Source organism: Nitrincola tibetensis (assembly GCF_003284585.1).
GTDB classification, from domain to species: domain Bacteria; phylum Pseudomonadota; class Gammaproteobacteria; order Pseudomonadales; family Balneatricaceae; genus Nitrincola; species Nitrincola tibetensis.
In genome coordinates, this window is record NZ_QKRX01000015.1 from 39,756 (window position 1) to 53,113 (window position 13,358).

The 13,358-nt window shown below is 46.6% G+C and carries 10 protein-coding genes; 4 read left to right on the plus strand and 6 right to left on the minus strand.

The window, feature by feature from the left end:
• Window positions 1–14 precede the first annotated feature (14 nt).
• The gene (locus DN062_RS15905; protein WP_112160286.1) at window positions 15–620 is read right to left on the minus strand and encodes an arylesterase; all 606 of its coding nucleotides are present in this window, start codon (window positions 618–620) and stop codon (window positions 15–17) included.
• Here DN062_RS15905 and DN062_RS15910 point away from each other — a divergent pair.
• Together DN062_RS15910 and DN062_RS15915 are read left to right on the plus strand one after the other, a co-directional pair.
• Window positions 619–1,314, plus strand: coding sequence for an ABC transporter ATP-binding protein (locus tag DN062_RS15910; RefSeq protein WP_112160287.1), 696 nt, complete (start codon window positions 619–621; stop codon window positions 1,312–1,314). The genes DN062_RS15905 and DN062_RS15910 overlap by 2 nt on opposite strands.
• Window positions 1,311–3,779, plus strand: a complete 2,469-nt coding sequence (locus tag DN062_RS15915) for an ABC transporter permease (protein WP_112160288.1) — start codon at window positions 1,311–1,313, stop codon at window positions 3,777–3,779. Before DN062_RS15910 ends, DN062_RS15915 begins: the two co-directional genes overlap by 4 nt.
• 35 nt (window positions 3,780–3,814) lie before the next feature.
• Here the strand turns inward: DN062_RS15915 and rpiA are convergent, their stop codons facing one another.
• Window positions 3,815–4,492 (minus strand): ribose-5-phosphate isomerase RpiA, encoded by a 678-nt coding sequence (rpiA, locus tag DN062_RS15920; RefSeq protein WP_112160289.1) that lies wholly within the window; start codon window positions 4,490–4,492, stop codon window positions 3,815–3,817.
• A 130-nt stretch (window positions 4,493–4,622) separates the two neighbouring features.
• On the opposite strand from rpiA, the gene ilvA reads away from it, so the two are divergent.
• Entirely contained in the window at window positions 4,623–6,140 is a 1,518-nt protein-coding gene (gene ilvA, locus DN062_RS15925) for a threonine ammonia-lyase, biosynthetic (protein WP_112160290.1), read from the plus strand.
• A 67-nt stretch (window positions 6,141–6,207) separates the two neighbouring features.
• On the opposite strand, the gene DN062_RS15930 is transcribed toward ilvA, so the two are convergent.
• From DN062_RS15930 to DN062_RS15940, 3 genes are all read right to left on the minus strand, one after another.
• A complete protein-coding gene (locus tag DN062_RS15930; RefSeq protein ID WP_205126757.1) occupies window positions 6,208–7,209 on the minus strand; it encodes a TAXI family TRAP transporter solute-binding subunit in 1,002 nt (333 codons plus the stop codon).
• A 75-nt stretch (window positions 7,210–7,284) separates the two neighbouring features.
• On the minus strand, window positions 7,285–7,737 hold the full coding sequence (locus DN062_RS15935) for a universal stress protein (protein ID WP_112160291.1): 453 nt from the start codon (window positions 7,735–7,737) through the stop codon (window positions 7,285–7,287).
• Window positions 7,738–7,748: 11 nt separating this feature from the next.
• Window positions 7,749–9,956, minus strand: a complete 2,208-nt coding sequence (locus DN062_RS15940) for a TRAP transporter permease (RefSeq protein WP_112160292.1) — start codon at window positions 9,954–9,956, stop codon at window positions 7,749–7,751.
• A gap of 406 nt (window positions 9,957–10,362) precedes the next feature.
• On the opposite strand from DN062_RS15940, the gene DN062_RS15945 reads away from it, so the two are divergent.
• Window positions 10,363–11,958, plus strand: coding sequence for a methyl-accepting chemotaxis protein (locus DN062_RS15945; RefSeq protein WP_239995815.1), 1,596 nt, complete (start codon window positions 10,363–10,365; stop codon window positions 11,956–11,958).
• 27 nt (window positions 11,959–11,985) lie between these two features.
• Here DN062_RS15945 and DN062_RS15950 read toward each other — a convergent pair whose 3' ends face one another.
• Window positions 11,986–13,347 (minus strand): sigma-54-dependent transcriptional regulator, encoded by a 1,362-nt coding sequence (locus tag DN062_RS15950; RefSeq protein WP_112160294.1) that lies wholly within the window; start codon window positions 13,345–13,347, stop codon window positions 11,986–11,988.
• Window positions 13,348–13,358 lie beyond the last annotated feature (11 nt).

Consider the following 13,358-nt stretch of genomic DNA (forward strand, 5'->3'; position numbering starts at 1 on the left):
ATTGGTACTTTACGTTAATCTTCTAACAGGCGCTCAACAAACGGCCAAACATTGTCGAGTATCACGGGTTGTGCCTGTGCGTTCGGATGAAGACCGTCAGACTGCATGAGATCCCAATTAAGTGCAACATTTTCAAGTAAAAAGGGAACTCTATCAACCTCATAATGGTCTGCTACTTCTGTGAACAGCTCAAAAAAAGCGTCGCCGTAACGCGCTCCATAGTTTGAAGGGATACGTATACCAATTAAAAGAACTTGAGCATCCTCAGCTAAGGATAACTCAATCAGGGCGGATAAATTTTCACGAATAACAGAGATGGGAGTTCCTCTTAATGCATCATTAGCACCCAGCTCAATCAACACCCACTGAGGTTTATGGGTGGCGAGTAAGGATGGCAGACGGTTCAAGCCGCCACTGGTCGTTTCACCACTCACACTCGCGTTGACGACTTGATAGTCTGCTGATTCTTGAGACAATCGATCCGCCATAAGAGACACCCAGCCTTCAGATGGCGAAATACCATAGGCGGCAGACAAACTGTCACCTAATACTAATAGGGTTTTCGCCTGTACGGTGTTAACTAAACCGATTAATAGCAATATGGATATGAGATAACGCATGACACTCCTTACCCCTGATGGATTCATTCTTGAAGCTCAGAATGTCGCAAAATCCTTTCCAGCACAAGAGCAACGCCTTGAACTCTTCTCCGCGCTATCGCTTCAAGTGAAGCCCGGTGAGAGTTTAGCCATCATAGGTCGATCCGGTGCAGGCAAGTCTACACTACTGAGTTTACTGGCTGGCCTTGACCAACCCAGCGCCGGACATATTAAAATAGCAGGGCAAGACTTATCCTCTATGGATGATGCACAAAGGGCTGCCTTTCGTTCGCAATACATTAGTTTCATTTTTCAGTCCTTCCACTTACTCCCTGAATTGAGTGCTCTCGACAATGTGCGCTTACCACTGGAAATACGTGGAGACGAACAAGCAGAGCAACAAGCTCTCAAGTGGTTAAAAGAAGTCGGCCTGGAGAAACGAGTGCACCATTACCCCTCTCAATTGTCAGGTGGTGAGCAACAACGCGTTGCGATTGCTCGTGCCTTTGTGACATCGCCCCAATTATTGTTTGCGGATGAGCCTACCGGAAACCTTGATGATGAAACAGGGCAACAAATTATTGAACAACTTTTCACGCTGAATGCTGAACATAAGACTACGTTAATTTTAATTACGCACGACCCAGATCTTGCTTCACGCTGTCAACGTTGCGTCACACTTAACAATGGGCACTTGACTGAGAGGTCCTTATGAGCGCTTCTGTCCGTTTACTCAGACGTCAGATGCAGGGTCAACTCCGAACAACAGAGTGGAGAGCCTTACTCATTGCAACTTGGATCGCCATTACGCTTACGACCCTTTTGTCGCTGCTTGGGGATCGACTCGAACGCGGTTTAATACGTGAAAGCGCATCCGTACTCGGTGCAGATATGGTCTTAAGTAGCCAACGTCCCATTCAAGATCTACGCCGACAGCAAGCAGCAGATGCAGGCCTAAACAGCACATCAGTCATTCAGTTTCCAAGCATGATTAGTGCTGGCGATGACATGATGCTTAGCTCTGTTCGCATCGTGCAATCGCCTTACCCCTTGCGAGGCCAAATTCAAACACGCCCTGCTCAAGAAACTGATATCCCTGAACCGGGGCATGCTTGGGTTGAAGCAAGAGTTATGTCACAACTGGGTCTTAGCATCGGTGACAAGATCGAGCTGGGGTACACCGAGCTGATTGTCAATGCTGAGCTTATCAGCTCTCCCGACAGAGGTAGTGGCTTTAGAAGTTTTAGTCCTCAAATACTTGTCAACGAAGCGGATCTTGATGCTAGCGGTATTCTCGCGCCAGGGAGCCGAGCCGAATTCAGGCTTTTACTGTCAGGCTCAACTGAACAGGTCAATTCCTTTACCCTGTTTTTGAATGAAAGCCTAGGCGATGAAGAGCGACTATTTACACTTCAGAGTGATCAACCGATGGGCGGCGGTGCGTTGGCCAGTGCTTTAAACTATCTGAAACTTACCTCGTTGATTACACTTTTGTTATCGGCTTTAACCATTTTTTTGAGCCTTAAGCGTTTTAGTCAGAGCCAACATCTTCGCTGCGCTCTGTTATTAAGTCTCGGCATGACACAGCGCTCAATGGTCATGCTGTACTTGATGCAGCTACTACTGGCTTGGGCTGTACTTGCCCTTATAGGCTCTCTGACAGGAATTGCATTAGAACAAATGGTCTCACGCTGGTTAGATGAGTTACTTCCTCAGTCGCTGCCAGCTCCCGCTCTTTGGCGCTATTTTACAGGTGCAGGCGTTGGCTTAGCACTATTGGTTCTACTGGGACTGCCACCTACTTTAGGCCTATCAAAAGTATCGGTCAGCGCTTTATTTAGAGATGAGGACATCAGAACCGAGAGACGCGGACTCGTACTACAACTCATATGCGCCCTACTGCTCCTCGCCGTACTATTGAGTTTTCTTGAAGCCCCCATCGCTGCATTAATTCTATTGTTATTTTTACTGATAGGTGGTGCGGTATTGGGGTCCATTGCTCAGTTCTGCTTGAAACATCTTGCCACACCCCTGTCCAAACGACTTTTATTGGGTCGTTTGTTAGTGATGCGCTTACGCCAACAACGCCAGTGGCATCGTTTACAGTCCGCTGTTGCTATCTTACTTTTAACGCTTTTGAGCGTAGTCTGGGTAAGCCGTACAGATCTGCTTGAAGATTGGCAAGCCCAAATACCCGACGATACCCCCAACTACTTTGTCGTCAATATCCAACCTTGGCAAACAGAAGGACTGCAGAGCTTTTTGGATAACGCAAATGTGAGTGCTGAGTTTTTTCCTATGGTCAGAGGCCGCATCACCACCCTAAATGGAGCGCCAATTCACGCTCAAATGACGCCGGAGCAGCTTGAGCACAACACACTTAATCGCGAATTAAACCTGAGCTGGAGCAATCATGCGCCTACACACAACACAATGGTTGAAGGTCAATGGTGGCAAGGTGAAACGACGGAGCCACTCATATCAGTTGAGGCGGAAATGGCAGAAATTTTAGGACTCAAGCTCGGTGATGTATTAGGATTTGATCTAGCAGGATTAGAGGTAGAAGCACAAATAGCGAACCTCCGTGGTGTCGAGTGGACATCCTTCCAACCTAACTTTTATGTCATTTTTGACGAAGCAACACTGAATCAATTTCCTGCGACCTATATTACGAGTTTTCGTTTAGCGCAAGAACAACAAGAACTGGCAAACCAACTCATACGCGAGTTTCCGTCCTTAACCTTAATTGATATCGATCAAATGCTACTGCAACTGAGTCAGTGGTTGACGCGTTTAGGAGACAGTTCAGCACTGATACTGGCACTGAGTCTTATTTGTGGATCTATGCTGATGTTGCTTACCCTGCAGCAAGCATTAGATCAACGCCGCTATGAGGGTGCTTTACTTCAGACACTTGGTGCAAATGCCAAGCAAACCCAACATCTGGACTTATTAGAACTGATGCTACTCGGAGCTCTATGCGGACTAATGGCCGCAATCATCGCGGAAGGGGTTATTGCCTTGCTCTACATTCACTTGCTCGACATTGCACCGCAATTGCATCTAGGCCTGTGGTTGGCCTTACCCCTTGCGAGCTTCGCATTTTTCACAGTGAGTGGCGCTTTACTACGAAAACGCCTCACGCTTGATCAATGTTACCGCCTGCTTAGAGCGCACTAAAATCGTGAGAGCCCTGATCGGGCTCTCTTTTTAGATTACGTACGTGCACGTATCTCTTCAACACCCGCTGGCGTAGACATTAGCACAACATCAGCAGGACGATTAGCAAACAAACCATTCGTCACCACGCCAACTATATTATTGATAAAGCGCTCAAAGGCTTTAGGGTCGAGTATTTCCAAATGATGTACATCTAAAATGATGTTGCCATTGTCGGTGATACACCCTTCGCGATACACAGGCTGTCCATCGAGTGCTGCTAGTTGGCGCGCCACGTAAGAGCGTGCCATTGGAATCACCTCAATCGGTAAAGGAAAGCGTCCGAGGACATCCACTCGCTTACTTTGATCCACTATGCAGATGAACTCCTTTGATGCTGCTGCCACAATTTTTTCACGTGTCAGTGCAGCGCCACCACCCTTGATGAGATTAAGTGCACCATCAAACTCATCCGCTCCATCAATATAAAAGGCTAATGAACCCGCACTATTAAGATCAAAAACCTCGATACCTACTTGGCGAAGGCGTTCTGCCGTTGCTTCAGAACTTGCAACCGCTCCAGCAAAGAGATCACGACAGGATGCCAATGCATCAATAAAACAATTGGCCGTTGAACCCGTTCCGACACCAATAATCATGTCTTTTTCAAGACGAGATCGAATCATGTCTACCGCTGCTTGGCCGACAGCCTTTTTCATTTCATCCTGAGTCATCACATTTCACCTATTGTTGCGTAATAATCGTTAATTATACGCAACACCTTATCATGCTTGTAGACGCTAGAGGTTATAGCCGATAACATCAGTTCTCTTTTATTATTCACTTTGGCAAACTTGGTTCGTTATGGCTCACCGGTATATCAAAAAAATTCTTGAAGCTCGGGTTTACGATGTTGCAGTCGAAACCCCTCTCCACCTCGCTCCCTCTCTTTCCAACCGATTGGGCAATCGAATTTTATTGAAGCGTGAAGACATGCAACCCGTGTTTTCCTTCAAACTCAGAGGCGCCTACAACCGTATGGCTCAGCTGACCGAAAGTGAAAAGGCGGCAGGCGTCATTACGGCCTCTGCTGGAAACCATGCACAAGGTCTCGCGATGTCGGCAAAGGCAATGGGCGTAAAAGCCACCATTGTCATGCCAAAAACCACACCCGAGATCAAAGTCAGCAGTGTGAAAGCGCGAGGCGGACGCGTTGTCCTGCATGGAGACACCTTTGATGAAGCACAAGCCCATGCCAAACGCCTCGTCAGTGAGAAAGGCTACACCTACATCCCCCCCTTCGATGACCCCGACGTCATCGCTGGGCAAGGCACTATTGCGATGGAAATCCTGCGCCAAGAAAGTGGTCCAATAGAAGCAGTCTTCGTTCCCGTCGGTGGTGGTGGCCTCATCGCAGGCATCGCAGTGTACATCAAATATCTGCGCCCAGACATTAAAGTGATTGGCGTCGAGCCAGAAGATGCGGCCTGTCTTAAAGCCGCACTAGAAGCGGGCGAGCGTGTGATCCTTCCACAAGTAGGTCTGTTTGCAGATGGTGTTGCCGTGGCACAAATTGGCGAACATACCTTTGAATTAGCGAAGCAGTTCGTCGACGAAGTCATCACTGTAACAACTGATGAAATCTGTGCTGCCGTTAAAGATATATTCGATGATACTCGCTCTGTGTGCGAGCCTGCGGGTGCACTCGGTGTTGCGGGCGTCAAAAAATACGTTGAGCGTGAGAAAATTTCAGGCCAAACCCTGATCGCCATTGATTCTGGTGCCAATGTTAACTTTGACCGTTTGCGACATATTGCAGAACGCTCTGAGTTAGGTGAAAAACGTGAAGCAATTATTGCGGCAAAAATCCCTGAACGCCCAGGCAGCTTCAAGCAGTTTTGTACGGCACTCGGTAAGCGCAACATTACAGAGTTTAATTACCGCTACAGCGATGATAATCAAGCCATCATTTTCGCGGGTGTTCAAATCAAGCCAGATAACGACGGGCGCAAAGAGCTTCTCGACACGCTAAAAGCACATGATTTAGAAGTCACCGATCTGACAGATAACGAAATGGCAAAAATCCATATTCGTTACATGGTCGGTGGGCATGCACCCGCGAGTGTGACCAACGAAGTGATTTATCGATTTGAGTTTCCTGAGCGCCCCGGCGCATTAATGCTCTTTCTCAATAAACTCGGCGGACGTTGGAATATTTCAATGTTTCACTACCGCAATCATGGTGCTGCGTATGGCCGCGTACTTGCGGGCATGCAAGTTCCACCTGAAGAGCGTAGTTTAGTTGCCACTTATCTTTCTGAAATTGGCTACACCTATTGGGAAGAAACCGACAACGATGCCTATAAGCTTTTTCTAGGTTAGACAACAAAAAACCCTCGCAAGCGAGGGTTTTTAACAGGCCTGACTAAATCCGGCCTTTAAACAATACTTACTTCTGAGCGTCGCTCAAAGTGTGGCCTTTTTCTTCCCAGAATTTAGCCGCACCTGGATGAACAGTGTTCACAACACCGTTAAGAGCACTTTCAACTGTCATTGCTGACGCAGCGCTAGACACAGAACGCATGAACGCTAAGCCATCATCTGAATAGACTTCAGAAACCATGTTGTAAATCATCTCTTCAGACATGTGGCGTCCAGTTACCCACAGAGCAGAGTCCTGAATAGTCACAACATCATAGTCTACGTTCGGGTAGGTTCCAGCAGGAATCGTTACCTGAGCATAGTAAGGATGATCATTGAACAATGTTCCTTTCTCAGCCGCTTCATAGACTTGCAAAAGTTTTACACGATTACTGGTGGCTGCTTGAATAACGGAGGCATTCGGGAAGCCCGCAAATACCCATAGAGCGTCGATTTGACGGTCACCCAACGCAGAAGCACCTTGGTTGTAACCTATATACTGAGGGCTAATTTTGTCCCATAGGCCAACACCTTCAAAGAAACGTTGTGCAGAAGCTGCCGCGCCAGAACCAGCAGGTCCTACAGCAACATTTTTACCTGCCAACTGGCTCACATCGGTGATGCCTGCGCTATCCAATACAATCAAGTGAGCAGGCGCACCAAACATGTAAGATATCGCCTGAACGTTGCGGTAACGGCGAGTATCGTTCGTTAATTGGCCTTCTGATCCTAAGTAAAGGTCGCCTGAGTAAACGATACCAAAATCAGCATCACGTGAATTTACGCGTCTTAAGTTCTCAACAGAACCCGCTGATGCCATATTCGACACATCAACGCCGTCAATTGCGCGTGATAAACGTGTTGAGATGCCATTAGAGAAAAATTGGAAGGTACCGCCATCTGGACCGCCGGAAAAAGCCAAACGCTGAACCGATTGAGCACTGGCCATTGATGCAAAGGTAAGGGACACAGCCGCAACTGCTGCTGCCGCCAATGAAGCCGTTTTTTTAAAATTAAACATGGCTGACATAAAGATTTCCTCTTTTGTATTTATCATTTTTTATGGGTGTATCACGTTTTGCTTTCACAAAACAATTCATCTTGCTCAGATCCGAACGGTAAGCACCGGAACCTTCGCTTCACGTATCACACGCTCAGCTGTTGAGCCAACGAGTACTTTTTCAATACCCGTTCGCCCAGCTGTACCCAGTACAATTAGATCCATTGACTGAGTATGTGCAACACGTAAAATCTCTTCTTCACTACGCCCGATAACAACATCGGTGACAAGCTCAATACCCTTTAACTTTTCAGGTGAAAGGTATTGTTTACAAAAATCTTTCATATCTGCAATCGCATGTGTCTCGACCTCGCGTGCAAAAATTTCTACAACTTCTGCAGGTAGGCGTCGACGACGTTTATCCATCAACTCAGTGATGACGTGTAAAACATACAGTTGGGCACCCGAGAGATGTGCAACTTCCAACGCATGCTGACAAGCCTTATATGAGCCTTCAGAAAAATCTGTCGCGAACAATATTTTCTTATATAACGCCATAATCTTGTCCTTTATTCAGGCTTAGTAGTAAGTGCTTCAACGCCATTTTGCTTAGTCACATCACGTTGCATCCAATAAACGGCAGCAACTAGAGCTAGACCAATTGCATCGGATATGAGGGTTGGCCAGTAGAGCGCAACGGTTGCAACTCCAAGAATAATCCACTCAAGTAACGTCGTTTTACGACGCGCATAGCCTATGGCAAATGAACAGAACGCGATTGTTCCCATCACAGCTGACGTGTAAGCAATCAGAATATCAGTGGTAGAACCATCTAACAGCATTGCTGGCACGAAAGCAAAAAGAAGCGGCATGATGTACAACATTTTTGCGAACCTGAATGCCGTCCAACCCGTCTTCCATGGATCTGAGCCCGCAATCGCAGCACCCGCATAAGCCGCCACACAGACAGGCGGCGTTATGTTCGAGTCTTGTGAGAGCCAGTACACAATCATGTGAGCCGCAATGACGCTTACACCCAAGTCACCTAATGCCGGTACGGCAAGGACAGCAACGATCAGATACGCAGCCGTCACAGGCACACCCATACCCAATACCAAGGAAGCGATCGCGACTAACAGCAAGGCCAATAACAGGTTACCACCAGCCATCGAAATAATGAGATCAGAGAATTTAAGGCCCATTCCTGTCAATGAGATAGTACCCACAATCACGCCTATCACACCCATTGTAGCCCCTACAATTAGAGTGTTACGCGCACCAAGTTGAATCGCATCCCAAACTTCACGCGGCCCCATGCGTGTCTCTTTTTTGATCCAGCTAACAGCGACACACGACAAGGTCGCCCAGAATGCAGCATTGCCCGCGGAGCGCCCACTTAACAACATAACTGTAATGATGACGAGTGGCAGTGCAAAGTACCAACCTGCCTTCAACACGTCCTTCCAATGAGGCAAAACCTCACCTGGGGTGCCGATCAAATTATGTTTTTTAGCTTCAAAGTGAACCATCATAAAGATGGATAGGAAATAGATAAAAGCAGGCCCTATCGATAAAATCATGATGGTGGAATAAGGCGTACCCGTCAATTCAGCCATTAAGAAACCACCAGCACCCATAATTGGAGGCAGGAACATTCCTCCAATAGACGCAGCAGGTTCAATTGCACCAGCGACGTGCGGTTTAAACCCAGCTCGCTTCATCATAGGAATGGTGAACGCACCAGAGGACACTGTGTTGGCAATAGCACTACCAGATACTGAGCCAAATAAAGCCGAAGACATAACCGCTACTTTTGCAGGGCCTCCTGCTGAACGACCCGCTAAGGCTAAGGGTAATTCAATAAAGAATTTTCCAGCGCCTGATTTTTGCAAAAACGCGCCAAAGAAAATAAACAGAATAACGTAGGTTGCCAGAACACTCGCCATTACACCAAACACACCGTTGGTCGTCAGGAATAAAGAGGTTGCTAAACGTTCAATACTAAAGCCACGGTGAGCAAACAGCTCAGGCAAATAAGGACCGTATAACCCGAAAGCGATCATACCAATACCGATTAAGGTAATCGACCAGCCTAACACACGTCGGCAAACCTCAAGCGATAAAATCAAACCAACAATACTGATGAGATAATCCAACTCATGCTCAGCGCCTGCACGGTAGTTTAATTGCTCAAACTGGCTGATCCAGTACAAAACCGAAGCCGTTACCATTAGACAGAGTATAATATCGCTGGCCGAGGGCGTGCTGGTAAAACGCTTTGCCATCCACTGGTCCAGTGGTACCAAAAGAGCGGCAAAAGGCAAGGTTAATAAGAAAATCCAGCCTAAGAGACCAAATTCTTCTGCATAGGCAACGCCCCATCCATCATATCCTGCAGTCTCTTTAAACATCATAACTTGCTGATAAAGTGCGTAAGGCGACTCAAAAACAAAGAAGGAGTTAATCAATATCGATATCAGAAAACCCGTCAAAATCGATAAGGAAATCGCCATCCTGCGTGAACCTGCGGGGTAAAGCAAAAAAACCAACGCAAAGGTAATCAGGACATAAACACCAAGGTGATATTGTGTGCTTAAGGCTTTGAAACCAGCACCATAGAAATAGATCAAAACCATAGTGGCACTTAAGGCCGCCACTAACCACTTCCAAACCCCACCCAGCCGACGCTCTGTTTTAGCATCTTTCTCCATGAGTTCTTTCAGCTTGGCTCGCTCTTCAGGGCTGAGAGTATCAAGCGACTTATCAGTATCAGACATTTTTCTTAACCTCTGGGGTTGAGTTAACACGGTCAAAACTTATGTTTATTTTGGTGACACAGTTGTAATTAACTTTAGTCCAGATTTACTGTTTACCAAGCTTATAACTGCGCGATTTACCATAGGACATCTATAAGCAGGAAGCATGCCAACCCAAACAAAACCCACACGTATCTATATTTATCATAGAGTTAAACGAGCCGCACCAATATGAATTTTATAAACACACAAGGAGTTCGGCGAGTAACCATCCATGCAAAAAGCACAAATAGGCGGATTTCCACACATTTATTTCGTTAATAATCAGTACACTTACAATAGGTGCGTTATTTAAAATGCCTGTTATACTTGCTTTCTGATTAAAACAAGACTGTACTCTTTTTAATGTTGAGCACTGAGGTTGAAGATGTCTATTAAAACAAGAGTTAACCTATCACTCCTAGCCGTATTTTTCATTGTGCTCATCACATCACTTACAGTTATTTATCGTAGCGAATCTTCACTCGTGAGCCAGGTTGCAACGACAACAACAATTGATACGGCGGACTCTTACTTTGATAGTATCAATATTCTGATGCTCAGCGGTGCAATGGGGAATCGAAAGGCCTTACAAGATAAAATTCTCAGTAATGAATCCATCACTGAGGCAAGAATTCTTCGTAGCGATGCCTTAAACAGCATTTATGGACCCGGTTCTAGCGACTCCGTGGTTCAGGACGATCTAGACCGACGCGCCATGCAGGGCGAGCGTATTATTGAAGAAACTCGTGATAGCAATGGTCACCGTTTGACCGTGATCCTACCCATGAAGGCCATTCCTGATTACAAAGGCACCAACTGTATGCTCTGTCACCAGCATCCAGAAAATACGGTTTTGGGGGCCGTTAGAGTGACCTACTCCCTAGATCAAATGAATCAAGCCATTCGAAGCAACATGATTAACGTTGCGCTTATTGAGCTTGCGTTATTTATCGCGGGAATCTTGATGATTAGCTATGTATTAAATCGAGTAGTAATTGCACCTCTCAATCGTTTCGCTAAAACACTGCATCAGATTGAAGATCGTAATGATTTTAGCCTGCGAGTACCTGTCGATGGAAAAGACGAAATTGGGCGCATGTCCATGGCGGCCAATGCGCTACTTTCAAACATACAAGCAAGCCTGCAACACGTTAGCGAAACCGTTTCAAGACTCTCAAGCTCTAGCAGTCGAATTAATCATATCGCCCAGCGAACCAGCAGTTCTGTGATGCATCAACAAGAACAAACCTCCTCAGTCATGGCGGCCATTACACAAATGAGCAACTCTACAGAAAGTGTGGCCTCCAGTGCAGAAGAAACGGTTGCCGCTTCTGAACTTGCCAGACAAGAAAGCGAGTCCGGTAGACGCATTACCGATGATGCCATCGATTCCATCATGCAATTGCGCCAAAATATTGAACAGGCCACCAGCGTTATTCATCAGTTGGATCAACAAAGTCAAAATGTTGATACGGTCCTCGAAGTTATTCGAAAAATCGCTGAGCAAACCAATTTACTCGCACTTAATGCGGCCATTGAAGCCGCAAGAGCTGGCGAGCAAGGAAGAGGGTTTGCGGTTGTGGCAGATGAAGTACGAACGCTGGCCAGTCGAACACACTCGTCAACGGAAGAAATTAATACCATCATCTCCAATCTTCAAGCTGGAGCGAGAGAAGCCGTTCAAGCGATGGAAAGCTCATTGAAAAGTGCAGACTCTGGCGTCACGCAGGTGGAGAACTCAACTCGTGCGTTTGCCACGATTGCTGCCGAAATTGAGCGCATCAATAGCATGAATCATCAAGTCGCTCAGGCGATCCATGCAAACTCAGACGTAGCAAACCAGATTGATAAAAGTATCCAAGCCATCAACAGTAGCACAGATGAGACCTCGGAGCATGCACGCTTCCTAAATGATGTGTCGCATGAGTTGACCGACCTTGCAACTCAGCTTGAGCAAATGCTGTCTCGCTTCAAGCTATAAAAGGATCAACAACCTAGACAACTAAGATTACTTGTAATCTTTTTTGTCTAGGTCGTACTTACGCATTTTGTCGTATAGTGTTTTACGCGGCAATCCCAAGCTATCAAGCGTATCTTTGATTGAACCTGCATGACGAGACAGTTCTGTGTGAATCAAGGTTTTTTCGAAATACTCCACCTGCTCAGGTAAGGTCATGGCCCGCCCTACAGGGGCTCCGGTAATCGGTCGATTATCAAAGTCAAATGTACAACTTTCACCCAAGAGCACATAGCGCTCTGCTAAATTTCGCAGCTCACGTACATTGCCGGGCCAATCATGCAGCATCAAACTGCGCATACGCTCAGCTGATAAAGGCAGCACCTCTCGACCATACTGTGCTGACGCTATCAGTGAAAAATGATGGAAGAGCAAAGGAATATCCTCTCGCCGCTCTCTTAAAGGGGGAATATCGACACGCAGCACATTCAGTCGGTAATAAAGGTCTTCACGGAACTGCCCTTGCTCACACAGTAGACGCAGCTCAGCTTTACTCGCAGCAATCACGCGTAAGTCCAGATCAATCACCTGATTAGAACCTAAACGTTCTATTTGTCGATCTTCCAAGACTCTCAGCAGTTTAATTTGCAAGGAGAGCGGCATGCTTTCGATTTCATCCAGAAACAATGTGCCACCGTTTGCATGCTCCAACTTACCAATCCTCCTAGATCGTGCATCGGTGAATGCCCCCGCTTCGTGCCCAAATAACTCACTTTCAATGAGCGCTTCGGGTACCGCTCCGCAGTTAATCGCCACAAAGTTCTTTTCTTGACGTGAACTATGCTCGTGGATGTAACGTGCCAATAAATCTTTACCACAGCCAGTTTCAGCCATAATTAAAATATCAGCAGAGGTGTCCGCAATGGCCGACACCAAACGTCGTAGCTGTTGTATCTTTTCTGACTTACCAATTACCCTCGGGCCTGGAGCACTTTGCGCTTCCAATTCGATTTTTAGCTGACGGTTTTCAAGGGTCAGATGACGCTTATCCAAGGCCCTACGAACCACATCCAATAGGAGTTCGGATGCAAAGGGTTTTTCAATAAAATCGTAGGCTCCTTCTCGAATCGCTTTTACTGCCATTGATATATCACCATGCCCGGTAATTAAAATGACAGGTAAGGTCGGATCTTTCGCATGGACTTTTCGCATCAACGCCAAGCCATCCATGCCCGGCATGTTGATATCTGTAATAATAACACCCGGCCAACTGTCATCCACCAGCGCCAGCGCTTCCTCTCCTCGGCTTAAGGTAGAGACATCATACCCCTCCAACTGCAAAGTCTGACCGGCGGCAAGGCGAACATGTTTTTCATCATCCACAAGTAAAACAGGACTGTTCATTGGCTGCATACGTTATTTTC